This is a genomic window from Sphingorhabdus sp., assembly GCF_044239005.1.
Lineage (GTDB): Bacteria > Pseudomonadota > Alphaproteobacteria > Sphingomonadales > Sphingomonadaceae > Sphingorhabdus_B.
Window position 1 is genome coordinate 1 of sequence record NZ_JBIICH010000018.1, and the last position, 24,081, is coordinate 24,081.

The following is a 24,081-nucleotide window of genomic DNA, read 5'->3' on the forward strand; positions in this document are numbered from 1 at the left end:
GCGTAATGTTCCACTCCGCGGGCTGCCAACGCGAGATAAGCAACAATGGGACGCCGCTTTCCTGCGACCGGTTCCATGCGTTAAATAGGGTTTCTGCCGGACTAGCCTCTGCGTCGTCAATGACTGTGCCGTTCTGCCCCGAAAAATAGCGCGCCATGAGCGATTTGCCCGAGCGCGCAGGCCCCGTTAGAATGGCACAGCGTTTGGCCCAGCCAGCGGCGCTCGAAAGCCCCGCAAAAGCGGTCGCATTGGATTGCGTAATGATCAGGCTGGACGATGCGCCGCTGCGCAGTTCGTCCAATGGCAAAGCAATTTGGCGCATAATGTCAGATGCTGGCGCTCATGGCCGTGGTGACGGCGGCGTGGGCGCACCAGAATTGCGCGCAGGTTCTGCTTCTTGCAACACCGACTTTACCACATCATCCAAAGACTGGCGTGCAGGCTCTGCCCCATCGACAACCGACAGGTCTTCCACTTCGCCTTCCAATTCCTCTTCCTCGACCACTTCGGGTTCAAGGACGAGCGAGGCATCTGCCCGCAATCGGCCAGAGGCGAGCGCGGATTGGAACAGTTGGTCCATCTTAATGACCGCCTGATCCATCATGCCCGGAATGCCAGCACTGTTGGCAACACGCAGGGTGAACGAACCAAGATATTTGTTATCCGGTCCGTATCGCGCAGAAAACCGGCCAATAATTGGGCCACCGGGCCATTGGCGTTCGATACGTGCTATCGGGATGATCACGTCAGCAGCACCGAACTGGTCGAGGATTGTGCGCCACCAAATGCGGCTGCGACGGTCTTTCTGACCCGCGTTCAGCAAAAGCGATTCGCCGCCTGCCCCGCTTGGACGCACATAATCTATCGTGCTGTCAGCGGTGCGATATTTGGCCCAGCTGCGCTGCCATGATGTGCGCTGTTCAAATACCGTCGGCGCGCCAGCCGAATAGGTGACGGGTAACAACAGCAACGGCGCAGAACGACGCGTCACACCGCTAACGCCCAGTAATTGGCCGGCACGCGCGCGGTCAAACAATACGCCCAACTTTGCCACATAACGGCGTGGGCCAATCTGCTCTTGCTCCACCACGATTGCGGCGACGATGCCGTCCAAAGTCGAATCGGATAGGCCAGCGCCAACCGTTCCATGGGTTTTGCGCCACAATGCCGACCATGCAATCCGCTGCGCCTGCTCCCAACCCTTTTGCCGGGCATCAAACGCGTTGTTGCCGACGACATTCACAGAGACGCCGGTCACTTCAAAATCGCCCGCGCTTGCGATTGGCGCAATGCCGCGCTTCGGACCTTCGATTTGCGCGGCAACGATTCCGCCACCGATCAGCGCCAAAGGCAAGCCAATCGCTGCAATTTGAAACCATTTTCCGCGAGAATTTGTCATTAACGCACCTTTAGGCGACATAGACGTGGAATTCCAACCCTGTTCTCGCTAACGGCGACAAATGGACGCAAAAGAACAGAAGCCCGAATCTTACACTTACGCCAAGGCGGGTGTTTCCATTGAAACCGGTAACGCGCTCGTGCGCGCGATTGCGCCGCTGGCGAAATCGACCCGCCGTGCTGGCGCGGATGCCGATCTTGGCGGATTTGGCGGGTTTTTCGACCTTAAGGCAGCAGGCTTTAATGATCCCCTTCTGGTCGCCGCAAATGATGGCGTCGGCACGAAGCTGAAACTGGCCATCGAATCCGGTCGCCATGAAGGTGTCGGTATTGATCTTGTCGCGATGTGCGCCAATGACTTGATCGTGCAAGGCGCAGAGCCGCTTTTCTTCCTTGATTATTATGCCACCGGCAAACTCGACAACGCAGTGGCCACCTCTGTTGTCGCCAGCATCGCCGAGGGCTGCAAGCAAGCCGGATGCGCGCTGATTGGCGGCGAGACGGCGGAAATGCCGGGCATGTATTCCGAAGGCGACTATGACCTTGCCGGTTTCTGCGTTGGCGCGGTGGAGCGCGACCAGGTGCTGACGGCAGATAAGGTCGCGGCGGGCGACGTCATCCTTGGCCTTGCGTCATCAGGCGTGCATTCCAACGGTTTCTCGCTTGTTCGGCGGCTTGCCGCAGACAAGGGCTGGAAACTCGATCGCCCTGCCATTTTCGACCAGAATGTCATTCTTATCGACGCACTGATGGCGCCGACCCGCATCTACGTGAAATCGCTGCTGCCGATGGTCCGCACGGGCAAAATCCACGCGATGGCGCATATCACCGGCGGTGGCTTGCTTGAGAATATCCCGCGTATCCTGCCGGACGGTTTGCACGCACATGTCGATGCAGACGCATGGCAACAACCGCGCTTGATGGCATTCTTGCAAGCGCAAGGTCATATCGAGCCAGAGGAAATGGCACGCACATTCAACTGCGGCATCGGCATGGCGGTGGTTGTCGATGAAACCGAAGTCGCGGGCGTAACCGCTGCACTTGAGGCCGCGGGAGAGACCGTGTTCCGCATTGGACATATTGTAGCCGGTGAAAAAGGCTGCACGGTCAAGGGCAGCATCGAAACCTGGAGCGCCAAAGCCGATTGGACCGCGACCCATCATGGCTAAGGCGCGTGTTGCGGTCCTTATTTCCGGCGGCGGCACAAACATGGCTGCGTTGTTATATGCCGCAAAACGCCCAGACAGCCCCTATGAAGTTGTTCTGGTCGCCAGCAACAATCCCGACGCAGGAGGGTTGAAGCTTGCACAAGCCGAAGGCGTCGCAACGTTCGCACAATCGCACGTTGGTCTTAAGCGGGCCGACCATGACGAAATAATGCATAATCACATTACCAAAGCGGGGGCGGCTTATGTCGTGCTTGCGGGGTATATGCGGATATTGAGCGAAAACTTCGTCGAAAAATGGGACGGCAGGATGCTGAATATCCACCCATCCCTATTGCCCAAATATACCGGGCTACACACCCACCAGCGCGCGATTGACGCAGGCGACAGTATCGCTGGTTGCAGCGTACACCTTGTCACTGCCGACCTTGATGAAGGCCCCCTTCTTGGCCAGATGGAGGTCGCCATTTTGCCCAATGACACCGCTGATTCATTGGCGGAGCGCGTCAAGATTGCCGAGCATCAATTATATCCGCGGACGCTGGCCGACTATGTTTCGCGGGCAACGAACCCGGATTATCTGACATCAAAAGTGCGCGAAATCGGGCTGGCCCAGCCAGAGGCCGATGAAGTGGTGTCGCATGGAATGCCGTGCTTTGGCATCGTCGGCGGCAAGAAATTCGCTTATGTTTCCGTCGACCATCATGGCGACGGGAAAATCGCGCTTTTGGTCAAAATCAGCGGCGTCGAAGAACAGGCAATGCTGATCGATAGCGACGCCGAGCGTTACTATCGCCCCGCTTATTTCGGCGATGGCTGGGTAGGCATACGGCTCGACCTGGGCGATACCGATTGGGACCATATCGGCGAATGGATCGCCAAAAGCTGGCGCGCAGTAGCGCCAAAAAAGCTCACGAAATTTCTGGATATACTCGGCTCGGCCTGATCGGTGGCAGGCCTCTTAGGCTTTTTCGAAGTCGATCTCGACTTTTCAGAAAAATTGCAACTGCGCCAAGTTAGGAACATTGACACCAAGCGCGAGCTACGCGCTTGGCGTCAATTAATCTTAGATTGATCGGGTTTAGCCGACGATTTCTTCTGGCTTGAAGAAGTAAGCGATTTCAATCGCTGCGTTTTCGTCGCTGTCCGAACCGTGGACGCTGTTCGCTTCGATGCTTTCCGCCAGTTCCTTGCGGATCGTGCCGGGTTCAGCATTGGCAGGGTTGGTCGCGCCCATGATGTCGCGGTTACGCTGCATGGCGTTTTCGCCTTCAAGAACCTGAACAACAACCGGGCCGCTGATCATGAAATCGACGAGTTCGCCAAAGAATGGGCGCTCACGGTGCACCGCGTAGAAGCCTTCGGCCTGTTCGCGGGTCATGTGGATGCGCTTTGAAGCAACGACGCGCAGGCCAGCTTCTTCAAGCATCTTGGTGACTGCACCAGTCAGGTTGCGACGCGTTGCGTCAGGCTTAATGATCGAAAAAGTGCGGGTAACCGACATGAAAAGCTCCATATTTGTAGGGGGAATTTGGCGCGCATCTAACGTCGCTGCACGTTGAGTGCAAGCTTTATGGGCCTTGGACCCATTTGCCACCGTCCTGTTTCCAATAGCGGCGCTCTACCCCATCACCCAATGTGCGCCATGCGGATCGCGCATTGTCGGTCTGTTCCGGCGGGAAAAGATAAAAAACCCGCTCAAAATCCGCGGTCACCGCTCGCCAATTGCCGTCGGCCAGCGCAACAAATTTGGCGCCATTTGGTGCGTCCGTATCTTGCGACAACAATATCGGTTGAAGTGCATCATCGCCCTCCCCCGCTTTTGCGTGCGCCAAAAAGCTGTCCGCCCTTGCGGTCCACAACGCTGCAGAGATCGCATCCAGCTGGCCCGCATCATCACTGATAATCAGCAATCGCGCGCCATTGTCCAAGATTCGCTGGGCAATGGCAGGCAGAACTTTTTCAGCAGGATCGCGTGTGAGTTGATAAAAATCGACCTGCATGTCGCGGCAACATCAACCTTCGAAGTTATCCGCGACAAACCGGTCCAGCAAACGCACGCCAAAGCCGGTTGCGCCCTTATCCCACACGGGTCCCGCTTTATCGGCCCATACGGTCCCGGCGATGTCCAAATGCGCCCATTTCACGCCGTCCTTGATGAAACGACCCAAGAATTGTGCTGCGGTGATGGAACCAGCGCCCTTGCCGCCGATATTCTTCATGTCGGCAATCGGGCTGTCGATCATTTTGTCATAGGCCTTCGAAAGCGGGAAGCGCCACAGCGGGTCGCCAGAGGCCTTACCCGCAGCGGTCAACTTGTCAGCGAGTTCATCGCTGTTCGAGAACAGGCCAGCATATTCGCTGCCCAGCGATACGATAATCGCGCCGGTCAATGTTGCGAGATCGACAATATATTCAGGGTTATACTTTTCCTGAACCCAATGCAGCGCATCACACAGCACAAGACGCCCTTCTGCGTCGGTATTCAGCACCTCAATGGTTTGGCCGGACATGGATGTCACAATGTCGCCCGGGCGTTGTGCGTTGCCGTCAGGCATATTCTCCACAAGGCCACAGACGCCGACAACATACGCCTTTGCCTTACGGCCAGCGAGCGCCTTCATCGCGCCTGCGACAGCGCCTGCACCTCCCATATCCCACTTCATATCTTCCATGCCCGCGGCTGGCTTGATGGAAATGCCGCCGGTATCGAAAGTCACGCCCTTGCCGACCAAGGCAACAGGCCGTTCTTGCGAACCGCCGGTACCGTCCCACTTCATCACCAGCAAACGAGCCGGACGACGTGAGCCTTGCGCCACGCCGAGCAGCGCGCCCATGCCGAGCGCAGCCATGTCCTTGTCATCAAGCACGCTGATTTCGACGCCAAGCTCCGCAAGATGTTTACAGCGTTCAACAAAGCTTTCCGGATAAATGATATTGGCAGGTTCGGTGACCAGTTCCTTGGTCAAGGCAACGCCTTCAGCGATTGCATGATAGCTCGGCCACAGGGTGCTTGCGTCTGCAGGCGCGCTTGCCACCGTCAATGTTTCAACCGTCGGCTTTGACGTTTCCGCCAATTTGGTGCGGTATTTGTCCATGCGCCAGTTACGCAATGTTGCGCCATAAGCCGCTTCTGCAGCCGCTTTCGCGCTAAGGTTCGCGCCATGAACGGCAATATGCTTCGCGCCCGATGTCTGAACCTTGGCAACAATGTCGCCACCAGCCTTTTGATAATCGCCGGCTTCACCATCCGCGACACCGACCAAAATGATCCGAACAAGCTTCCCGCCCTCTTCGTTGATGAGCAGAAAGCTTTGCCCTGCCGCACCTTCGAAACGCGCCAATTTTGCGGTCGCGTGCACGATGTCGCTATTTTCCAACGGAAATGTGAAGTCGGCGAAGGTAGTTTTTGTTACGATGAACGCGAGAACGTCGGCATCTTGAGGGCGTGCATCGGAAAAATTGATCTTCATGGAAATGATATGCCTTTTTGCGGATAACGGGTTTTACGGGTCTATAGGCCTAATTCACCCTTGGATTAAAGCAAAAGATAGGGGATAAATTCCCACGGTTAATCGCAAATACAGCGTTAAATGGGATGATGGGTGGACCCAATGCGATAGCGGCGATAAAGGACTGCACGGTTTTTATGAACATCCCCGCCACCCGCACCTTTTTATCGCGCTTTTTGCTTGTTCCGATTTTCATCGGATGCGGGTCTATGTCGTCTGTCGCACTGGCCCAAACGGGGCCCTCAGCGGCAGTGCCGCAAATGGCCAGCACTCAAATCGATTTCGATGCTGCTGTCGTTGAATATGACTCCAACACCGAAACCGTCACCGCAAAAGGCAATGTAATTGTCAGCCGCGCGGGCTATACGGTGCGCGCAGACAATATCATCTGGGACCGCAAAAGCGGGCGTGTTTTCGCTGAAGGCGCCATCCGCGCAATCGGCCCAGAAGGCGACGTTGCCTATGGTGACAAAATTGAGCTCACCGACGCACTAAAAGACGGCGTCATCGACAATCTGCTTGTCGTTTTGGCGGACGAAAGCCGGCTTGCCGCCAAACGCGGTGGACGGAAAGATGGCATTTATACGCTTGATTATGCGGCATATACGGCGTGCAAAGTACTAGACGCCGACGGTTGTCCCAAAAAACCGAGCTGGGAAGTGAAAGCGGTTAAGGTCGTTTACGACCCCAGCAAAAAACGTGTTGTCTATAAGGGCGCACGGATCGAACTGTTTGGCCTGCCCGTCATTCCGCTGCCATTTCTGTCGCACCCGGTAGACGCCAAAGCTGGCAGCGGCTTTCTTGTACCCAGCATCGGCTTTTCGCGAAATAACGGCGCTGAGCTTGAGCAATCCTATTATTGGCGAATATCCGAAAATCGGGATGCTACTGCAGCGATAACCGCTTTTTCCGGTGCAGCCCCCTTGGGCAGACTAAATTTTCGGACGCTCGAAAAAAATGGCGCTATCGACCTGAGCGCATACGGGACCTATAGTAATCGTATCAATACAGGCGGCACTTCGACACCAGTCGGCGCAGATGTTTTCCGCGGCTATCTCGAAGGCGCAGGCAAGTTCCAGCTCGATCCCAATTGGTCGATTTCGGCATCAGGCCGTTATGCGTCGGACCGCACGTTTTTGCGGCGTTATGACATCAGCCGGGATGACAGGCTCCGCTCCACCTTTGCTGCCGAACGGATCGGTGACAACAGCTACTTCTCGCTCGCAGGCTGGGCAGTGCAGACCCTGCGCGTCAGCGATCGCCAAGGTTTAACGCCAATCGCGCTGCCCGAACTGGATTACCGCCTGCGCATGGATGCCCCCATTGTCGGCGGTACAATTCAGCTTCAAGCCAACAGCCTGGCCATCAGCCGGACCGAGGGGCAAGACACGCAGCGGGCATTTTCATCCGCCAAATGGGATCTGCGCAAAATAACCGCGCTTGGGCAGGAACTAACGCTCACGGCGCTCGCGCGCGGGGATGTGTACCATAGCGACGAAAATGCCAGCACGCTGACCGCGATATACCGCGGCGATTCAGGGTGGCAGCACCGCGCCATTTTCGCCACTGCGGCTGATATAAAATGGCCTTTTGTCGGTAAAGCCTTTGGCGGCACGCAAATTCTTACGCCCCGCGTTCAAATGGTCGCAGCACCGTCGATTTCCAATTTGAACATTCCAAATGAAGATTCGCGCGCCGTCGATTTGGAAGACAGCAACCTGTTCGCGCTGAACCGATTCCCCGGCTACGACCGTTTTGAAGACGACCTGCGCATCACATATGGTTTCGACTGGGCATTACGCAAATCAGACTTTACCGCTAACATCAACCTGGGTCAAAGTTACCGCCTGTCTGACCGAGGGTCGATTTTCCCTGATGGAACGGGCCTATCTGACAAAGCATCGGATATTGTCGGCCGGTCGGAATTTCGTTTCAAAGACTTGGTTAAACTCACACACCGCTTCCGTCTCGATAAAGACAATTTGTCGATACGCCGCAATGAGGTCGATGCCACAATAGGATCACGCGGCACATATGTTCAGGCGGGTTATCTGAAGCTCAATCGCAATATTGGCCCGACCCTCGAAGACCTCACTGACCGCGAAGAAATTCGTTTGGCAGGACGCGTGCGTGTTGCACGTTTTTGGTCGGTATTTGGATCTACAATTGTTGATTTGACTGACACGGCAGAGGATCCAACAAGCATTTCCGATGGCTTCGACCCCATTCGGCACCGGCTTGGCATTGCCTATGATGACGACTGCTTGTCGTTAAGCCTGGCGTGGCGACGCGACTATCAGCCTGTCGGAGATTCGCAGCGTGGGAACAGCTTTCTGTTCCGTCTGGCATTTCGCAATCTCGGTGTGTAAAGCATCCGGAATAAATTCGCGGAGAAGGATGATACTGCTCATCTGCTGTTCAGCAGTGTCTGTTTACCCGTCCCCTCGAACTGTCTGTGTACTGGATGTAAATCAATGAAGTTATTCAAGCGCCTGTCCCTCGTCGCGATGCTCGTTTCCGCAACGGCGCTGACACCGCTGATCGCGCAAACTGTCGGCGATGATGCTGCACCAGAAGCCTCATTGGCCATTCCAGATGGACAGCAACTATTTGGCAAAAACGACCCGAATGTGCGCCGTGCGACGGCGCAGGTGAACGGCGAAATTATTACAGGCACGGACATTGATCATCGCCTCGCGCTGATCGTTGCTGCGAATGACAACAAGCTGCCCCCCGAAGAATTGGCGCGTTTCCGTGCACAGATTTTGACGAACCTGATTGATGAGACGCTTCAAATTCAAGAAGCAGCCGCCAATGAGATTGAAGTCACTGACGCGGAAGTGAATCAGTATTTCAATCGCGTGGCGCAACAGAATTTCAATCGGCCCGCGAATGAGGTTGAAAAATATCTCATCTCGATCGGTTCATCGGTAGCGACGCTGAAGCGCCAGATTAAAGGCGAGCTTTCCTGGAGCCGCCTCTTGTCGCGCAATGTGCGGCCATCAGCCAATGTCAGCGACGATGAAGTGAATGCCATTATCGAGCGTATAAAGGCAACCAAGGGAACCACGGAATATCGTTTGGGCGAGATATATCTGTCCGCAACGCCGGAAACGATGCCGGCAGTCACTGAGAACGCGAAGAAAATCATCGACCAGCTTCGTCAGGGCGGTAACTTTGTCGCATATGCGCGCCAGTTTTCGGAAGCCTCAACCGCGTCGGTCGGCGGTGACCTTGGATGGCTTTCCTTGGCGCAGCTGCCACAGTCGCTCGCCAACGCTGCCGCAAATATGAACGCGAACGAGATTCAGGCCGTTGCCTCGCCCGGCGGGATTTCGATATTGCTGTTGATCGACCAGCGTCAAGTCGCAACATCCGATCCACGCGATTCCGTGCTCAGTTTAAAACAGATCGCGATCACCTTTCCAAAAGACACCCCGGAAGCCGAAGTTGCGCCGCTGGTAAAACAATTTAGCGAAGAAACGCAGCAAATCACGGGCTGTGGTGCCGCTGACGAAATGGCGCGCAAACTGGGCGCCGATGTGGTCAACCGCGACGGTATCAAAATCCGTGAGCTTCCTGCACCTTTGCAACAGGTCATGCTGGATCTGCAGATTGGACAATCGACACCGCCTTATGGCTCGCTGCAAGACGGCGTTCGCGTTTTCGTCTTATGTGGCCGTGATGCTCCGCAGGAAACGTCATCTGAAAGCTTCGACGAAATCATGTCACGGCTGGAAGAAGAGCGCGTAAACAAGCGCGCCCGGATTTACCTGCGCGATTTGCGCCGCGACGCTGTTATCGAATATAACTGATGTCGGTTGGCCGACTGGAACTGCCACTGGCCGTTTCGGTCGGTGACCCGGCGGGCATAGGGCCGGAGATAATTGGCAAAGCGTGGGAGGCCCGCCACGCGGCTGGATTGGCGCCATTCTTTGCAATTGGTGATATCGCCAGCTTCGCGCCGCACTGGAATGGTCCGGTCGTCCGCATTGAAGATCCCGCCGAAACCTTTGCGCATTTTGATACGGCTCTACCGGTCATCCAAGTGCATAATTGCATTTCGATTGTTCCGGGTACGCCCGACCTTGATGGCGCGCATTGCGCATATCAAGCGCTTGAAATGGCAATTGGCTTTGCCCGTGCTGGCAGTGCCGCCGCGTTGGTCACAGGCCCTGTATCCAAGGCGCAATTATATGCGGTGGGTTTCACGCATCCAGGCCAGACCGAGTTTATTGCAGAGCGTTGCGGCGTTTCCAAAAACAACGCCGTGATGATGCTCGCCGGCCCTGACCTGCGCGTTGTCCCGATGACGACACATATCCCGCTCGCGTCCGTCGCGGAACAGCTTGACGGTCGGCTTATCCGCCAACGCCTGCGAGCGACAGCCAAGGGCCTGCAACGTAATTTTGGTATAGCAAACCCTCGGCTGGCAGTTGCCGGGTTCAATCCGCACGCTGGCGAATCAGGCAATATGGGTCGCGAAGAATTGGACATATTTGAACCTGCGATTGAACAGATTCGCGGTGAAGGCATCGACGTTGTTGGTCCCTTGCCTGCCGACACGATGTTTCATGCCGAAGCGCGGTCGCATTATGACGCGGCCTTGTGCGCATATCATGATCAGGCCCTCATTCCTCTGAAAACGCTATATTTTCATGATGCGGTAAACATTACGCTGGGGCTGCCCGTTGTCCGTACCTCGCCAGACCATGGCACTGCGTTCGGGATTGCTGGCAAGAATATGGCACTTCCGCTTTCGATGATTGCGGCCATTAAGATGGCTGAATCTGCGGCGCTTCATCGCCTTGCTGCTGCCGATCTTGGCGGATGACGGTGCCGCTCCCTCCGCTTAGAGACGTCATTGCGCGACATGGTTTGTCCGCAAGTAAGGCGCTTGGTCAAAATTTTCTGTTCGATGAAAAGCTGCTCGATCGCATTGCCGCGATTCCCGGTAGCTTGGCGGGCGAGCATGTATATGAAGTTGGTCCCGGCCCCGGTGGCCTCACCAGAGCGCTCCTGCGTGCAGGCGCGCAGGTGCTGGCCGTTGAGCGCGACCATCGTTGCCTTCCTGCCCTGGCGGAACTGTCAGAGGCATTCCCGGGCCAGCTTCGCGTGATTGAAGGCGATGCGTTAAAAATCGATCCCTTCGCCGAAATTGGTGCACCGTTTCACGTTGTTTCAAACCTGCCGTACAATGTGGGCACGGCGCTTGCGGTGGGCTGGCTGGGCGGCAACGAATGGCCGCCACGTTGGAAAAGCCTGACATTGATGTTCCAACGTGAAGTCGCAGACCGTATTATCGCAGCGCCGGGCACGGGGGCATTTGGCCGGCTCGCGATATTGGCGCAATGGCGGTCGAATGCCGCAATTGCGATGCCCGTTCATCGTTCCGCATTTACGCCCCCGCCAAAGGTGATGTCCGCGGTGGTCCACATCACACCCAAGGATGCGCCCGCAGATGTCAAAATGTCAGTACTCGAAAATCTGACAGGCGCCGCCTTTGGCCAGCGCCGCAAAATGTTGCGACAGAGCCTGAAGGGCGTCGCCGGCGCGTTAGAAGCGTTGAGCGCCGCCGGCATAGCCGAAGATCGCCGCCCCGAAACGGTCACCATATCGGAATGGTGCGCTCTGGCAAAGGAAGTGGGTTAACGCATCTAGCAGGGGTGGCTCTTTGGAATATCCAAGGCTAAGAATGCGCCATGCACACGCTATCTGCCAGCGAACGACAGGCGCTCGAAACCATAGAGCAACCACCGATGCTTGCCCAAGTCCAGAACTGGGCCGCGATCAACAGCGGCTCGGGCAATCTTGACGGTCTTGCCACCACTGCCAATTTGCTCGCGGACGCATTCTCAGCCCTCCCGGGCGAATTAACACTCGTTGAGCCCGAACCTGTGGATCGTGTATTATCCGACGGGACGGTGACCACAGTGACGCATGGGCGGCATTTGCTGATGACGGTTCGCCCGGAATGTCGGGCACAATTGCTGTTTACCGGACATATGGACACCGTGTTTCCGGCGGACCATCATTTTCAGACATTGCGCTGGCTTGACGATGGCACGCTAAATGGCCCCGGTGTGGCCGACATGAAGGGCGGCATTGCCGTGATGCTAGCCGCTTTGAACGCTGCAGAATCGTCCGGAAAACTCACACAAACGGGATACCAGATACTCATCAACAGCGATGAAGAGGTTGGCTCGCCATCATCCGCCAAATTGATCGCACAACTTGCGCAAAACAAGCTTGCTGCGCTCACTTATGAACCCGCATTGCCCGACGGTACGCTGGCGGGTGAACGTGGCGGAAGCGGTAATTTCTCTATCATCATTGCGGGCAAATCGGCGCATGCGGGCCGGAACCCCGACGATGGCCGCAACGCGCTTTTGGCGGCGGCGGACCTTGCGCTGCGGCTCAAGCAACTTTCGCGCGAAGGCCTGTCAGTAAACCCCGCCAAAATTGACGGCGGCGGTCCCAATAATGTTGTGCCCGATCATGCGATATTGCGGGTGAACTTTCGGCCGCGCACGCCAGAGATTGTGCAGCAGACGGACGTAGACCTGCGCAGGGTTATTGCCGACATTGAACGTGAACATGATGTGCGTGCGCATCTGCACGGCAGTTTCGGCCGCCCGCCAAAGCCCATTGATGACGAGGCAGCGAAGCTGTTTGGCTTGGTCAAGCAATGCGGGGCTGATCTGGGCATCCCAGTGGCATGGCGTTCCAGCGGCGGCGTATGTGATGGAAATAATATCGCCGCCTGCGGTGTCCCCGTTGTCGATACGATGGGCGTACGCGGGGGCAGCATTCACAGTTCCGATGAATTCCTCATCGTCGAAAGTTTGGTCGAACGCGCACAATTATCGGCGCTGACGATTATGCGCTTATCAGAAAAAGGGACTTTATGACCTTCATCATCCGTCCGGCGAATGTGAACGATCTTCAGCCGATTTATGAAATGGCCAAAAGGACAGGCGGCGGGTTCACCAATCTGCCACCCGACCGAAAGGCTCTGATGCAAAAGCTGGAGCGGTCGGCCGCTGGTTTCGACCGTGTGGGTGAGGAAGTTGCCGACGATCTATATGTTTTCGTTCTGCAAAACACCGCGACCGGCGAAGTGCGCGGGACATGCCAGATATTTGGCAAAGTTGGCCAAAGATGGCCGTTCTACAGCTATCGCATTGGCGCGCTGACGCAGCATAGCGTTGAACTGGAACGGACATTTCGTGCGGACATTCTTAACCTGTCAACGGACCTTGAGGGCGCGACGGAAGTTGGCGGATTGTTCCTGCATCCCGGCGAACGCGCTGGTGGCTTAGGCATGCTTATCGCGCGCAGCCGATATCTGTTCATTCGCAACCACCGTGCCCGATTTGCCGACCGTACAATCGCAGAATTGCGTGGCGTCATCGACGAAGCGGGCGGATCGCCGTTTTGGGACGGTGTCGCCGGTCGCTTTTTCGGCATGAGCTTTCAGGAAGCAGACGAATTCAACGCCAAATTCGGCAACCAATTTATCGCTGACCTAATGCCGAAGCACCCTGTCTACATTGCCATGCTTCCCGACAGTGCAAAGACCGTCATCGGTGTACCGCATCCTTCAGGCCGCGCTGCAATGCGTATGCTTGAGAACGAAGGATTTGCTTGGGAAAATTACATCGATATCTTTGATGGCGGGCCGACGATGACCGCGCGTACCGATCAAATCCGCAGCATACGTGACGCGAAAGACGTCATAATAACTGCCGTCAGCGATGACGTTGGCGAACATAAATCCGGTGATAAAAAGCTGATAACGCTGGGCCGTCTGCATGCGTTTAAAGCCGCCTATGGCTGGATCGATGATCAAGGCGATAATGTCATTATCGACAGCAATTGTGCACGCGCATTGGGCATTTCAGCAGGCGATGCTGTAACTTATGTCGAGCGCACTTGATCATGGCTTTGGTCGAAATAAACTTTGATGGGATCATTGGGCCAAGCCATAATTACGCAGGATTGAGCGTTGGCAACCTGGCATCGTCAAACAATGCCGGCGCCCCGTCTTATCCAAAGGCTGCTGCCCTGCAGGGCATCGAAAAGATGCGCGCGAACCTGCGCCTTGGATTAGCGCAGGGTTTTTTCATGCCACTCGACCGGCCGAACCAAAATTGGCTTTCCGGACTGTCGACCGACATGCAATCGGCGGAACCTCATATCCGCGCCGCGGCTTTTTCGGCGTCGGCCATGTGGGCAGCCAATGCAGCGACCGTCTCGCCCGCGCCAGATACAGCGGATGGCAAATGCCATCTGTCTGCGGCGAACCTGCTGACGATGGCGCACCGCAGCCATGAATGGAACGGCACGCTTGCGCAGTTAAAACTGGCATTTGCCGATGACGAACATTTTGCCGTGCACGGGCCCGTTCCAGCGCCGTTTGGCGATGAAGGCGCGGCAAACTTCATGCGTCTGTGCCGAACGCACGGGGACGCGGGCATTGAGATATTTGTATATGGTAAATCAGGCGGACCATTCCCTGCCCGTCAGCATATTGAGGCATCGAAAGCCATTGCGCGGGCACACCGGCTAGACGCAGCCAAAACATTGTTCGTTCAACAATCCGAGGTCGCGATTGCCGCTGGCGCGTTCCACAATGACGTCGTTGCCGTAGCCAATGAACATGTGCTCTTCACCCATGAGCAGGCGTTTGAACATCCCGAGCAAACCTATGCCGATATCAAGCAGCTGTTGCCCGAGGCAGAGATCATCATTGTGCCTGCCGACCGGGTCAGCCTTGCCGACGCTATTCAAAGCTATCTGTTTAACGCGCAGCTGGTGAGCCTGCCCGACGGCGGCATGGCGCTCATCTTGCCGAGCGAAGCGCAGGACAATGTGCGGGTTTGGGGCTGGCTGAGCGAGATGGTCGCGGGCAATGGCCCAATTCGCAAGCTCGTCCCCGTCGATGTGCGCCAATCGATGGCCAATGGCGGTGGCCCGGCCTGTTTGCGCCTGCGTGTGGTTGCGGATCCCGCCACAGTCGATCCGCGCTTCATCGCCAATGAGGCTAAGCTCGACCAGATTGCCAGCGTGGTTGCTGCATTTTGGCCGGAATCGATTGTGCCAGACCAATTGGGCGATGCGTCACTGATTAATCAGGTACGCGCGGCGCGTATGGCACTGTTAACCATGTGCGATTTAACCGCGCTCGCATAAGCGTCGGTTTTTCTTACAATCGGCCCGTTCGTTAACCATCGTCACCGCTGCAAATGCTGATTTGGCACGGGCATTGCTTCATATTCAGTTAACTATGAAACGCATCCTACGCCTGTTCACGATCAAAACGAAACTAGAGGTCTTTATGATCACCTACGCGCTTGGCCTGGGTGCCGTGAAGCGTGGGCAGGAATACATGATCCAATATCCCGGCACCATCGGGAAAGTGTTCTTTCTACTGTGCACAGGCGCCGTTTTTATCGCTGCCGCCAAAATGCTCCAAGCGGTGGAATTTGATGCAGCCTTCGGCGACGATTAACGCGCAGCGTCACATTAAATAAGGAAAAATCGCGGGATTCTGTTGCTCGGCGATTCAATAGCGCGCGCATTTTTTAACCGGAAAACCGGTTTCCACTTTTCCTGAAAATGCTGGATTAGGTGGGGGGTTTCTGTTGCTCGGCACCCCCCGGGCCGCCGTAACCTTTCTGTTGCCCGGCCGGTCCGGCCGCGTTCTTTTAGTATAAGTTCAGACCGTGAGGCCCAAAATTATGCTGCGAGAGCAAGTGCTTCGTTATCGTTTGCACCTATTGGTTATGAACCATTTCACGGCTTATTCATGCCGGGCAAAAACAATGCTTTTCAACGCACGTCGATCCTAGTTCAGCCCCTCCAAGACCTCTGGCAAACAGAGATTTTGGTGGAGCTGCCGGGTACCGCCCCCGGGTCCGCTGCATCTATTGCACATCGCAATTTATCACCATAGCCGGGCGAACCCGGCACCGACCTATATAGGCGCATTTTCGTGAATGGGAAGTGAAGGCAGTTAAAGACCCTGCATATTTCGGCTCTCCGCCGGAATATGGACTACCAGTCCGTCGAGATCGGGTGTCAGCACGATTTGGCAAGACAGGCGACTGGTGCGCCGCGCACCGGTAGCAAGATCGAGCATGTCTTCCTCGTCCTCAACCGACCGGGGGAGCTTGTCGAACCAAAGCTTGTCAATGATCACATGGCAGGTTGAACAGGCCATTTGGCCCTCACAGGTGCCTTCCAACGGTTGTCCCGCGGCTTGCGCAATTTCCAGCAGGCGTTGGCCCTCGACCGCATCGACGTTCTGGACAGTGCCATCGGCAGTGATGAACGTGACTTTGATCATAGCATTGCCTCTGCTGACCGGTTGATTGCAGCTGCGGCCATATCAATCTCTTCCGCCGTCGTATAGCGGCCAAAACCCAAACGTATCGATGATTTCGCCTGTGCGTCAGTCAGGCCAAGCGCGCGCAACACATGGCTGGGGCGGCCAGAACCACTCGCGCAGGCCGAACCAGCGGAAAAGGCGATGTTCCGGCACTCCGATATCAAACGCGCAGCGTCGACGCCGTCGCGGCGGATGTTGAGATTGCCTTTATAGCGTTGGGCCGTCGAACCGTTGATGGTCCAGTCCGCAAATGCGCTGGCTGCGCGGTCCCATAAGGCAGAAACATGGATAGCGTCGGCGTCCATGCGCTCTGCCGCCAATTTGGCGGCTGCGCCAAAGCCTGCGCACAATGCGGGCGACAATGTGCCCGAGCGCATGCCCTGCTCCTGCCCACCGCCCAGCATTTGCGGCGTGAGCGTAACGCCGTGACGCACCCACAGGGCGCCAATGCCTTTTGGACCGTGGATTTTATGCGCGGATATCGCGATCATGTCAGGGCCATCAGGGATCGGCATGCGTCCAAATGCCTGAACTGCATCGCATAGAAACAGATTGCCTCGGGCATGTGCGGCTCCCGCCAGCTCCGCGATAGGCTGAATGGTCCCAATCTCGTTATTGACCAGCATGGTGGCGGTTAACGCCTGCCTGCCAACGGAACCAGACGCTTGCGTTTCGGGGCAAATTAAGCCCGCAGTATCGACGGGGAAAGTCCGACCGTTTCGAAATGCAACAACGTCCAAAACCGCGGCATGCTCGGTCGCGGCGGCGGTGACGGGCAACCCGCACCCCATGATGGCCAGATTGATCGCCTCAGTCGCGCCGGAGGTGAAGATCACACGTCCGCCCTTCGGCAGCAGCGCCGCGATTTGATCGCGGGCCACCTCAATCGCAGCAGCGGCCGCCCTGCCCGCGCCATGAGCGCTATGCGGGTTGGCAAATCCATCCTTCAGCCAAGGCTCCATCGCGGCAAATGCCTCTGGGGCGAGCGGCGTCGTGGCTTGATAGTCGAGGTAGATCATGCCGCTTTGGCGCGGATGACGATATTGCGCCAGACATCCAAAAACCGTGCGACATCACTTTCGCTGGTATCGGCGTTGAAACTGACGCGGACGACTTCAGACGCGGATCGTTCGTCCCAACCCATTGCGCCAAGCACATGGCTGGTTTTCAGCGTGCCTGATGAACACGCGCTTCCGGCGGAGACCGAAATGCCCGCCATGTCAAAGTTGATCAGCTGACTTGAGGCCGCAACGCCGGGCATGCGGTAGCTGCCAATGGTCGCAAGCCGGTTGCTTGCTTCTGCAACCACAATGCCGCCGCTGGCAGTGATCTCCGCATCCAACATGTCGCGCAGCCGAACGGCGTTCTCCATCCACGCAAAACCCGCCTCAAGGGCCGTCGCAAATCCGATTGCGGCGGGCAAGTTTTCGGTGCCGCGCCGGTATCCTTGCTCCTGCCCGCCGGTTGGCGTCAGCAGCCCAAGGTTGCGAACGAGTAACGCGCCCATTCCCGGCGACCCGCCCAATTTATGCGCTGATACGCAAAGCAAATCAGCATCTGGCAATGGCAGTTTGCCAGCGCTTTGCGAACAATCGGCAAACAATATTCCGCCGTTGGCCCGCACAATATCGGCGATCTCCGCCATCGGTTGAATAACGCCGGTTTCGTTGTTCACGGACTGCACCGCATAGCGGGCAGCGCCTTTGATCGCGTTCAGGTCAACATAACCGTCTGGACCGACGGGCAAGCGGGTTGGGCCTGCTACAGCCAAGACCGCATCATGTTCAACGGCGCTGGCAATCGCATCATGGCCACGCAGCGCGATCGCAATTGCTTCGCTTGCGCCGCTGGTGAAAATGACCTCGCCATCCCAATTCAGCGCAGCAGCAACGCGAGCGCGGGCGTTCTCCAGCGCAGCGCGGGCTGCGCGCCCCTCGCTATGCGGAGAGGATGGATTGGCCCATCGCGCCATCGCGTCGGCCATCGCTTCGCGCGCCGCCGGAATGACCGGCGTCGTCGCTGCGTGATCCAAATATATGCGGGCTTGGTCGGGCATTATTTCCATGACAGTTGCGAAAATCGTCACTGCTTCTATATAGCTCTACGAAATCCTGCAAAGCCCGAACCTTCGGGCAAAGCTCGGCACCCATCTAAGAATCGAACAATAATATGCCTGCTATTGCTATTCCCGGTCCTGAAGGCCGCCTCGAAGCCCGTTTTTCTCCGCCACCGCGCCCACGTGCACCGATTGCAATGATTTTGCATCCGCACCCCCAAGCCGGCGGAACAATGAACGACCGGATTACGCAGCAGCTGTACAAAACATTCGTAGCGCGCGGATTTGGCGTATTGCGCTTCAACTTTCGCGGCGTTGGCCGAAGCGAAGGCGAATTTGACAATGGCATCGGCGAATTGTCTGACGCCGCATCGGCGCTCGATTGGGTGCAAAGCTTCCACCCCGAAGCGTCAACGACCTGGATCGCTGGCTTCAGCTTTGGCGCATGGATTGGCATGCAGCTTTTGATGCGTCGTCCGGAAATCCGCGGTTTCATCTCGGTATCGCCGCCTGCAAACATGTATGATTTCAGCTTTTTGGCGCCTTGCCCATCATCGGGTATCATCATTCAGGGTGTGAATGACGAGGTCGTCAATCCCAACGCCGTTCAAAAGCTGGTCGATAAACTGCGCACGCAGCGCCACATCACCATTCACCATGACGAAATCCCGCGCGCCAACCATTTCTTTGAAAATGAAATGGATATGCTGATGGCGTCCGTGAACAACTATCTCGATTTCCGGTTGGACCCGAACTCACCGATTAAGTGAGTTACTTTGCTTCGGTAACAAGGCTTTTGCCTTGTTGATCGGGCACAACCCAAATCGCAACATTTGCGAAAATAACGAGCGCGGCAGCGATCATCAGCCAGATTTGCTGACTTGCACCATCACGACTCCAGCGTTTCCATGCGCCATAGAGAAGCAGGAACGCAGACAGCATGGCGATGGATAAAACGGCGTTTAACATTTTGCCTCTCTAAAGCCGGTGGATAAGCCACGCAATCGGGCAAATACCGCATAGCCTTTTGCCACGCTCTGCCATAGGGGGGAGCGTATTCCGACTCATGCTGCTACAGGATGTGCCATGCGTATCGCTATCGCCTCAGACCACGCTGCCCTTGCGCTGAAATCAGCGCTCGTCGAATATCTGCTGTCGGCAGGGCATGATGTCAGCGATCTCGGCCCGCATGATGAAAATTCGGTCGACTATCCCGATTATGGCTACAAGCTTGCCGCCGCTGTTGCCGATGGCACCGCAGAACGCGGCGTTGTCTTATGTGGATCAGGCATTGGTATTTCGATTGCGGTGAACCGCAATCCCGCCGCACGCGCCGCTTTGGTCTCCGAACCATTGTCAGCGCGGCTTGCCCGCGAACATAATGACGCAAATGTTATTGCCATGGGCGCGCGCCTGATTGGCATTGAAATGGCCAAGGCCTGCCTTGATGCCTTTTTAACAACGGAATTTGGCGGCGATCGCCACCAACGCCGCGTCGACAAACTATCCAACCCGAACACGACCAAGGAACCATCATGAGCAGTGCAGCCGTCAATGACATCCAAAATTCTGGATTTTTTACGCAAAGCCTGACGGAACGCGACCCCGAAATCGCGGGCTGGATAGCGAAGGAACTGGGCCGGCAGAAGGACAAGATCGAATTGATCGCGTCGGAAAATATAACGTCGCGCGCCGTGCTCGAAGCCACAGGTTCGATCCTCACCAACAAATATGCCGAAGGCTATCCGGGCAAGCGTTATTATGGCGGCTGCGAATATGTCGATGAAATCGAGACCATCGCCATTGAGCGCGCGAAGCAATTGTTCGGCTGTGAATTTGCAAATGTGCAGCCCAACAGCGGCAGCCAGATGAATCAGGCGGTGTTCCTCGCGCTTTTGCAGCCCGGCGACACTTTCATGGGCCTCGATCTCAACGCAGGCGGGCATTTGACCCATGGGTCGCCGGTAAACATGTCCGGCAAATGGTTCAATCCAATCGGATATGGCGTCCGTCGCGATGACCATCGGATCGATATGGACGAAGTCGCGCGCATCGCCAGAGAAAACAAGCCAAAGCTGATCATCTGCGGCGGCACTGCATATTCGCGGGGCTGGGACTGGGCGCGGTTCCGGGAAATTGCGGATGAAGTAGGCGCTTACCTTCTGGCCGATATGTCGCATATCTCCGGCTTGGTTGCAGGCGGCGCGCATAGCTCGCCTGTGCCGCACGCGCACGTCACGACAAGCACAACGCACAAATCGTTACGCGGACCGCGCTCGGGCATCATATTGACCAATGACGAGGTACTGGCCAAAAAATTCAACTCGGCAATTTTCCCGGGGCTGCAGGGTGGGCCGCTGGTGCATGTGATCGCAGCAAAGGCTGTGTGCTTTGCCGATGCGATGAAGCCAGAATTCAAAAGCTACGCGGCCAATGTCGTCGAAAATGCGAAGGCACTTGCATCTTCATTGCAGGAACAAGGGCTCGATATCGTGTCCGGCGGCACCGACAACCACTCGATGCTGGTCGACCTGCGGCCCAAAGAAGCCAAGGGCAAGCATGCCGAACATGCGCTCGACCGTGCTTCGATTACGTGTAACAAAAACTCGATCCCGTTTGATCCAGAAAAGCCGTTTGTCACGTCCGGTCTCCGCTTGGGCACGCCAGCTGGCACCACCCGTGGTTTTGGTCCGGCGGAATTCCGCCAGATCGGCAGGATGATCGCCGATGTCGTCGAAGGCCTGCGTCACAATGGCGAGGCTGGCGACGGCCAGATCGAAGCACGGATCAAGGACGAAGCCGAGGCACTTTGCGCACGCTTCCCAATCTACCCATCTTGAATTATATAGGTGACTTACCCATCTAATACACAGAAGGGAAATGACCATGGGTTTTTGTAACGCGTGTAATGCCGAATATAGCGAAGGAATGAAGTTCTGCCCGCAATGTGGCGCTAAAACGCCTGAGCAACTAGCGGCCGAAAGCTTCCCCAACCAGGCCAAGCATTATGTCGGTGAAGCCGCTGACGAATTGTGGGGCGCGACCAAGGATGCGTTTCACACCGGCAAGCATTTGGCGGATCAAGATACCGTCAAGAGAGTTGCTGGCGGTGCCGCCATCGGCGCTGCAGCCGCTGTCATTGCCCCAATCGGACTGGCAACTGGCGCATTGATTGGCGCCGGTATCGTTGCCTACCGTCACGTAAACAAGAAAAAGAATCAGGAAAAATAATTGCGCTGCCCATTTTGCGGAAACGACGATAGTCAGGTTAAGGACAGCCGTCCCACCGAAGACAATAGCGCTATCCGCAGACGGCGGCAGTGCGAAGGTTGCGGCGGTCGGTTTACGACTTTTGAGCGCATTCAGCTGCGCGAGCTATCGGTCATCAAGACCGACGGTAAGCGTGAGCCATTTGAGCGTGAAAAACTTGAACGCTCGCTTTCCGTCGCGTGCCGTAAGCGTCCGGTCGACCATGCCCAGATTGAAAAGCTCGCCTCTGCCATTCAGCGGCAGTTGGAAACCTTGGGTGAAAGCGAGATTGAGTCTAAGCGCATCGGCGAGTTCGTCATGGATGGATTAAAGGCGCTCGACAGCGTGGCCTATATTCGCTTTGCGTCTGTCTATAAAGACTTCAGCGAGGCGAAGGATTTTGAAGATTTCGCCGGGAGCGTGGTTGAAGCGGCGCAGAAATGAGTTCGCCGCCGATTATCATTCTTGTTCGTCCGCAATTGGGCGAGAACATCGGCAAAGCCGCCCGCGCCATGCTGAATTTTGGCCTGACGGAAATGCGCCTTGTCGCGCCGCGTGATGGATGGCCAAACCCGAATGCTGGCCCTGCCGCCTCTGGCGCGGACATCGTGCTCGCCAATGCACAGGTTTTTCCGACGCTTGCCGAAGCGACCGCGGACATCGCACATGTCTATGCAACGACCGTGCGCAAGCGCGGCGTCACCAAGCCGGTGATTACGCCTGAGGCAGCAGCGAAAGAAGTTGTTGGCAATACAGGACGAAGCGCAATCTTGTTCGGTGCGGAGCGTTCCGGCCTTGAAAGCGATGAAGTCAACGTTGCGCGCGCCATCATCACTGTGCCTATCAACCCAGAGTTTGGATCGCTGAACCTCGCGCAGGCGGTCATTCTGTGCGCCTATGAATGGTCAAAAACCCAATCGCTGGCCAGCCCACCCAAAACCGATCTGGAACCGCCAGCGTCACAGTTTGAGCTCGACGGCCTGATCGCGCAGCTTGATGCCATGCTGGAACCGTTAAATTACTTCACACCGGTCGATCGTGCACCCGTCACACGGCGCACCTTGCGCAACTTGCTCACAAAGCCTGCGTGGAACGCCTATGAAGTGCGAACTTTACGCGGGGTGCTGACGACATTGAACAGAATGCGACCAACCGAAAAATAGAGACTATGTAACAGCGCCCCCGCTGTTTACACCCATGCGCAACAAGGAGCATTTCATGATTAGCACTTTAGTTTTTAGTCTTTTGTTGGCCGCATCGGGTACATCAGAAGCAACGCCACGCGCCGCAGATGCAGCCGCCGAGGAAGCGCCAAAAGCAAAGCCAAAGAAGATCTGCAGAACAACCGGCCTCACCGGCAGCCGCATCGCAAAAAAGCAATGCAAGACGCAGGAGCAATGGGATCAGGCAGAATCTGCGTCTGAGCTTAGCGTCAAAGGCAAGGCCGGCACTACTATGCCGCCACAAATGGACACCGGCATTTAACGCTTAAGCGCGATTGGCATCCCACTTTTCGAGTTCGTAGGCGATGGAGGCTTCAACCAAAAGCTCCCATAAGTCGCCCACGACCTCTGCAGGAATACCAGCGTTGCGTGCGGCGTCTTTCACATTCGCCAGTACCTGTTGCTTGCGCGCTTCATCCCGAACCGCGTTGCGTTCGGTTTTAATGCGCGCTGCGGCATCCATATAGCCAAAGCGTTGCGCTAGCAGATCGACCAGCCGGGCATCGACGGCGTCAACACCTGCCCGCACGTCAACCATGTTGTCACAACTCTCGGGATTTTTTGGGCTATCAGTGCTGCTCATGGCAGCGCCTTTAAGGTTCAGCGTGCCTAAAGTCGAGCCAGATGTTGACATATGGCCGATCTGCAGCCATAGGCGCCGCTTCGCAATCGACCCTGCATTCCGGTGAAGCAGGTGTCCGGCACATGCATATGTGTCGCGCGGGACCGGAAACAACGTTGTTAGCAATTGGAGTCTTAAAATGACGAAGCGTACAAGCTCGAAGTATAAACTTGACCGCCGCATGGGTGAAAACATCTGGGGCCGTCCAAAATCACCTGTAAACAAGCGTGAATATGGCCCTGGTCAGCATGGTCAGCGCCGTAAAGGCAAGCTTTCCGATTATGGTATTCAACTGCGCGCCAAGCAGAAGCTTAAGGGCTATTATGGCGACGTAACTGAAAAGCAGTTCAAGCGTGCGTATCAGGAAGCCAGCAACATGAAGGGCGATACCTCGCAGAACCTTATCGGTCTGCTCGAGCGTCGTTTGGACATGGTTGTATACCGCGCCAAGTTCGCCCCAAC

At 56.3% G+C, this 24,081-nt stretch carries 27 protein-coding genes, 1 other RNA gene and 1 pseudogene; 18 read left to right on the forward strand and 11 right to left on the reverse strand.

Going from position 1 to position 24,081, the window contains the following annotated elements; all coding sequences use genetic code 11:
• Together ACILQA_RS02695 and ACILQA_RS02700 are read right to left on the reverse strand one after the other, a co-directional pair.
• Window positions 1-322: pseudogene (locus tag ACILQA_RS02695) on the reverse strand (chromosomal replication initiator DnaA); the annotation flags it as partial.
• Window positions 323-340: 18 nt separating this feature from the next.
• The gene (locus ACILQA_RS02700) at window positions 341-1,399 is read right to left on the reverse strand and encodes a heavy-metal-associated domain-containing protein (RefSeq protein ID WP_324476978.1); all 1,059 of its coding nucleotides are present in this window, start codon (window positions 1,397-1,399) and stop codon (window positions 341-343) included.
• 61 nt (window positions 1,400-1,460) lie between these two features.
• Here ACILQA_RS02700 and purM point away from each other — a divergent pair, with 61 nt between their 5' ends.
• Both purM and purN read left to right on the forward strand, forming a co-directional pair.
• On the forward strand, window positions 1,461-2,567 hold the full coding sequence (gene purM / locus ACILQA_RS02705) for a phosphoribosylformylglycinamidine cyclo-ligase (protein ID WP_395628301.1): 1,107 nt from the start codon (window positions 1,461-1,463) through the stop codon (window positions 2,565-2,567).
• Window positions 2,560-3,510, forward strand: coding sequence for a phosphoribosylglycinamide formyltransferase (purN, locus tag ACILQA_RS02710; protein WP_395628302.1), 951 nt, complete (start codon window positions 2,560-2,562; stop codon window positions 3,508-3,510). The genes purM and purN overlap by 8 nt, the downstream gene beginning before the upstream one ends.
• A gap of 135 nt (window positions 3,511-3,645) precedes the next feature.
• Here purN and ndk read toward each other — a convergent pair whose 3' ends face one another.
• The 3 genes from ndk to ACILQA_RS02725 all read right to left on the reverse strand — a co-directional run bounded on the left by ndk (window position 3,646) and on the right by ACILQA_RS02725 (window position 6,037).
• Window positions 3,646-4,068, reverse strand: a complete 423-nt coding sequence (gene ndk / locus ACILQA_RS02715) for a nucleoside-diphosphate kinase (RefSeq protein WP_306062378.1) — start codon at window positions 4,066-4,068, stop codon at window positions 3,646-3,648.
• Between the two features lie 67 nt (window positions 4,069-4,135).
• On the reverse strand, window positions 4,136-4,567 hold the full coding sequence (locus ACILQA_RS02720; protein ID WP_395628303.1) for a DNA polymerase III subunit chi: 432 nt from the start codon (window positions 4,565-4,567) through the stop codon (window positions 4,136-4,138).
• Between the two features lie 12 nt (window positions 4,568-4,579).
• Complete coding sequence (locus ACILQA_RS02725) at window positions 4,580-6,037, reverse strand: leucyl aminopeptidase (protein ID WP_395628304.1); 1,458 nt, start codon at window positions 6,035-6,037, stop codon at window positions 4,580-4,582.
• Window positions 6,038-6,336: 299 nt separating this feature from the next.
• Between ACILQA_RS02725 and ACILQA_RS02730 the strand changes: the two genes are divergently transcribed.
• The 8 genes from ACILQA_RS02730 (at window position 6,337) to ACILQA_RS02765 (ending at window position 15,590) form a co-directional block, all read left to right on the forward strand.
• Entirely contained in the window at window positions 6,337-8,445 is a 2,109-nt protein-coding gene (locus ACILQA_RS02730) for an LPS-assembly protein LptD (RefSeq protein WP_395628305.1), read from the forward strand.
• 105 nt (window positions 8,446-8,550) lie between these two features.
• Window positions 8,551-9,891, forward strand: coding sequence for a peptidylprolyl isomerase (locus ACILQA_RS02735; RefSeq protein WP_395628306.1), 1,341 nt, complete (start codon window positions 8,551-8,553; stop codon window positions 9,889-9,891).
• Entirely contained in the window at window positions 9,891-10,910 is a 1,020-nt protein-coding gene (gene pdxA, locus ACILQA_RS02740; RefSeq protein ID WP_395628307.1) for a 4-hydroxythreonine-4-phosphate dehydrogenase PdxA, read from the forward strand. The genes ACILQA_RS02735 and pdxA overlap by 1 nt, the downstream gene beginning before the upstream one ends.
• Entirely contained in the window at window positions 10,907-11,728 is an 822-nt protein-coding gene (rsmA, locus tag ACILQA_RS02745) for a 16S rRNA (adenine(1518)-N(6)/adenine(1519)-N(6))-dimethyltransferase RsmA (protein WP_395628308.1), read from the forward strand. The genes pdxA and rsmA overlap by 4 nt, the downstream gene beginning before the upstream one ends.
• Window positions 11,729-11,778: 50 nt before the next feature.
• A complete protein-coding gene (locus ACILQA_RS02750) occupies window positions 11,779-12,987 on the forward strand; it encodes a hydrolase (RefSeq protein ID WP_395628309.1) in 1,209 nt (402 codons plus the stop codon).
• Window positions 12,984-14,015 carry an arginine N-succinyltransferase gene (locus ACILQA_RS02755; protein ID WP_395628310.1) on the forward strand — a complete coding sequence of 344 codons (1,032 nt, stop codon included), beginning with the start codon at window positions 12,984-12,986 and terminating at the stop codon, window positions 14,013-14,015. The genes ACILQA_RS02750 and ACILQA_RS02755 overlap by 4 nt, the downstream gene beginning before the upstream one ends.
• Window positions 14,016-14,017: 2 nt before the next feature.
• Window positions 14,018-15,271 (forward strand): N-succinylarginine dihydrolase, encoded by a 1,254-nt coding sequence (locus ACILQA_RS02760; RefSeq protein ID WP_395628311.1) that lies wholly within the window; start codon window positions 14,018-14,020, stop codon window positions 15,269-15,271.
• Window positions 15,272-15,365: 94 nt separating this feature from the next.
• On the forward strand, window positions 15,366-15,590 hold the full coding sequence (locus ACILQA_RS02765; protein WP_395628312.1) for a hypothetical protein: 225 nt from the start codon (window positions 15,366-15,368) through the stop codon (window positions 15,588-15,590).
• A 118-nt stretch (window positions 15,591-15,708) separates the two neighbouring features.
• Here ACILQA_RS02765 and ssrA read toward each other — a convergent pair.
• From ssrA to ACILQA_RS02785, 4 genes are all read right to left on the reverse strand, one after another.
• Window positions 15,709-16,088, reverse strand: a transfer-messenger RNA (tmRNA) gene (ssrA, locus tag ACILQA_RS02770).
• Window positions 16,089-16,094: 6 nt separating this feature from the next.
• Entirely contained in the window at window positions 16,095-16,427 is a 333-nt protein-coding gene (locus ACILQA_RS02775; RefSeq protein WP_395628313.1) for a 2Fe-2S iron-sulfur cluster-binding protein, read from the reverse strand.
• The gene (locus ACILQA_RS02780) at window positions 16,424-17,488 is read right to left on the reverse strand and encodes a cysteine desulfurase family protein (protein WP_395628314.1); all 1,065 of its coding nucleotides are present in this window, start codon (window positions 17,486-17,488) and stop codon (window positions 16,424-16,426) included. The genes ACILQA_RS02775 and ACILQA_RS02780 overlap by 4 nt, the downstream gene beginning before the upstream one ends.
• Window positions 17,485-18,525, reverse strand: a complete 1,041-nt coding sequence (locus tag ACILQA_RS02785; protein ID WP_395628315.1) for a cysteine desulfurase family protein — start codon at window positions 18,523-18,525, stop codon at window positions 17,485-17,487. The genes ACILQA_RS02780 and ACILQA_RS02785 overlap by 4 nt, the downstream gene beginning before the upstream one ends.
• A gap of 113 nt (window positions 18,526-18,638) precedes the next feature.
• Between ACILQA_RS02785 and ACILQA_RS02790 the strand changes: the two genes are divergently transcribed.
• A complete protein-coding gene (locus ACILQA_RS02790; protein ID WP_183941171.1) occupies window positions 18,639-19,295 on the forward strand; it encodes an alpha/beta hydrolase in 657 nt (218 codons plus the stop codon).
• A 1-nt stretch (window position 19,296) separates the two neighbouring features.
• On the opposite strand, the gene ACILQA_RS02795 is transcribed toward ACILQA_RS02790, so the two are convergent.
• Window positions 19,297-19,494 carry a hypothetical protein gene (locus tag ACILQA_RS02795; protein ID WP_395628316.1) on the reverse strand — a complete coding sequence of 66 codons (198 nt, stop codon included), beginning with the start codon at window positions 19,492-19,494 and terminating at the stop codon, window positions 19,297-19,299.
• A gap of 117 nt (window positions 19,495-19,611) precedes the next feature.
• Here ACILQA_RS02795 and rpiB point away from each other — a divergent pair, with 117 nt between their 5' ends.
• The 6 genes from rpiB to ACILQA_RS02825 are packed head-to-tail and all read left to right on the forward strand — an operon-like array spanning window position 19,612 to window position 23,259.
• Window positions 19,612-20,064, forward strand: a complete 453-nt coding sequence (gene rpiB, locus ACILQA_RS02800) for a ribose 5-phosphate isomerase B (RefSeq protein ID WP_395628317.1) — start codon at window positions 19,612-19,614, stop codon at window positions 20,062-20,064.
• A complete protein-coding gene (gene glyA, locus ACILQA_RS02805) occupies window positions 20,061-21,365 on the forward strand; it encodes a serine hydroxymethyltransferase (RefSeq protein ID WP_324477012.1) in 1,305 nt (434 codons plus the stop codon). Before rpiB ends, glyA begins: the two co-directional genes overlap by 4 nt.
• A gap of 46 nt (window positions 21,366-21,411) precedes the next feature.
• Window positions 21,412-21,756, forward strand: coding sequence for a zinc-ribbon domain-containing protein (locus ACILQA_RS02810; RefSeq protein ID WP_395628318.1), 345 nt, complete (start codon window positions 21,412-21,414; stop codon window positions 21,754-21,756).
• On the forward strand, window positions 21,757-22,218 hold the full coding sequence (gene nrdR / locus ACILQA_RS02815; protein WP_324477016.1) for a transcriptional regulator NrdR: 462 nt from the start codon (window positions 21,757-21,759) through the stop codon (window positions 22,216-22,218). It abuts the gene before it with no gap.
• Window positions 22,215-22,937, forward strand: coding sequence for an RNA methyltransferase (locus ACILQA_RS02820; protein ID WP_395628319.1), 723 nt, complete (start codon window positions 22,215-22,217; stop codon window positions 22,935-22,937). Before nrdR ends, ACILQA_RS02820 begins: the two co-directional genes overlap by 4 nt.
• Before the next feature lie 55 nt (window positions 22,938-22,992).
• Window positions 22,993-23,259, forward strand: a complete 267-nt coding sequence (locus ACILQA_RS02825) for a hypothetical protein (protein ID WP_395628320.1) — start codon at window positions 22,993-22,995, stop codon at window positions 23,257-23,259.
• Window positions 23,260-23,262: 3 nt separating this feature from the next.
• Here the strand turns inward: ACILQA_RS02825 and ACILQA_RS02830 are convergent, their stop codons facing one another.
• Complete coding sequence (locus tag ACILQA_RS02830) at window positions 23,263-23,580, reverse strand: chorismate mutase (RefSeq protein ID WP_395628321.1); 318 nt, start codon at window positions 23,578-23,580, stop codon at window positions 23,263-23,265.
• Window positions 23,581-23,758: 178 nt separating this feature from the next.
• Between ACILQA_RS02830 and rpsD the strand changes: the two genes are divergently transcribed.
• A partial coding sequence (rpsD, locus tag ACILQA_RS02835; protein WP_395628322.1) for a 30S ribosomal protein S4 occupies window positions 23,759-24,081 on the forward strand: 323 nt, incomplete at its 3' end.

Coding starts and splice junctions, on each gene's coding strand:
- ACILQA_RS02830 (WP_395628321.1), bottom strand. CDS start 23,580: ATGAGCAGCACTGATAGCCCAAAAAATCCCGAGAGTTGTGACAACATG.
- ACILQA_RS02820 (WP_395628319.1), top strand. CDS start 22,215: ATGAGTTCGCCGCCGATTATCATTCTTGTTCGTCCGCAATTGGGCGAG.
- ndk (WP_306062378.1), bottom strand. CDS start 4,068: ATGTCGGTTACCCGCACTTTTTCGATCATTAAGCCTGACGCAACGCGT.
- ACILQA_RS02755 (WP_395628310.1), top strand. CDS start 12,984: ATGACCTTCATCATCCGTCCGGCGAATGTGAACGATCTTCAGCCGATT.
- pdxA (WP_395628307.1), top strand. CDS start 9,891: ATGTCGGTTGGCCGACTGGAACTGCCACTGGCCGTTTCGGTCGGTGAC.
- ACILQA_RS02785 (WP_395628315.1), bottom strand. CDS start 18,525: ATGCCCGACCAAGCCCGCATATATTTGGATCACGCAGCGACGACGCCG.
- purN (WP_395628302.1), top strand. CDS start 2,560: ATGGCTAAGGCGCGTGTTGCGGTCCTTATTTCCGGCGGCGGCACAAAC.
- ACILQA_RS02790 (WP_183941171.1), top strand. CDS start 18,639: ATGCCTGCTATTGCTATTCCCGGTCCTGAAGGCCGCCTCGAAGCCCGT.
- ACILQA_RS02765 (WP_395628312.1), top strand. CDS start 15,366: ATGAAACGCATCCTACGCCTGTTCACGATCAAAACGAAACTAGAGGTC.
- rpiB (WP_395628317.1), top strand. CDS start 19,612: ATGCGTATCGCTATCGCCTCAGACCACGCTGCCCTTGCGCTGAAATCA.
- ACILQA_RS02795 (WP_395628316.1), bottom strand. CDS start 19,494: ATGTTAAACGCCGTTTTATCCATCGCCATGCTGTCTGCGTTCCTGCTT.
- ACILQA_RS02735 (WP_395628306.1), top strand. CDS start 8,551: ATGAAGTTATTCAAGCGCCTGTCCCTCGTCGCGATGCTCGTTTCCGCA.
- ACILQA_RS02780 (WP_395628314.1), bottom strand. CDS start 17,488: ATGATCTACCTCGACTATCAAGCCACGACGCCGCTCGCCCCAGAGGCA.
- ACILQA_RS02760 (WP_395628311.1), top strand. CDS start 14,018: ATGGCTTTGGTCGAAATAAACTTTGATGGGATCATTGGGCCAAGCCAT.
- purM (WP_395628301.1), top strand. CDS start 1,461: ATGGACGCAAAAGAACAGAAGCCCGAATCTTACACTTACGCCAAGGCG.
- ACILQA_RS02825 (WP_395628320.1), top strand. CDS start 22,993: ATGATTAGCACTTTAGTTTTTAGTCTTTTGTTGGCCGCATCGGGTACA.
- ACILQA_RS02725 (WP_395628304.1), bottom strand. CDS start 6,037: ATGAAGATCAATTTTTCCGATGCACGCCCTCAAGATGCCGACGTTCTC.
- ACILQA_RS02730 (WP_395628305.1), top strand. CDS start 6,337: ATGGCCAGCACTCAAATCGATTTCGATGCTGCTGTCGTTGAATATGAC.
- ACILQA_RS02750 (WP_395628309.1), top strand. CDS start 11,779: ATGCACACGCTATCTGCCAGCGAACGACAGGCGCTCGAAACCATAGAG.
- ACILQA_RS02775 (WP_395628313.1), bottom strand. CDS start 16,427: ATGATCAAAGTCACGTTCATCACTGCCGATGGCACTGTCCAGAACGTC.
- ACILQA_RS02810 (WP_395628318.1), top strand. CDS start 21,412: ATGGGTTTTTGTAACGCGTGTAATGCCGAATATAGCGAAGGAATGAAG.
- ACILQA_RS02720 (WP_395628303.1), bottom strand. CDS start 4,567: ATGCAGGTCGATTTTTATCAACTCACACGCGATCCTGCTGAAAAAGTT.
- ACILQA_RS02700 (WP_324476978.1), bottom strand. CDS start 1,399: ATGACAAATTCTCGCGGAAAATGGTTTCAAATTGCAGCGATTGGCTTG.
- rsmA (WP_395628308.1), top strand. CDS start 10,907: ATGACGGTGCCGCTCCCTCCGCTTAGAGACGTCATTGCGCGACATGGT.
- glyA (WP_324477012.1), top strand. CDS start 20,061: ATGAGCAGTGCAGCCGTCAATGACATCCAAAATTCTGGATTTTTTACG.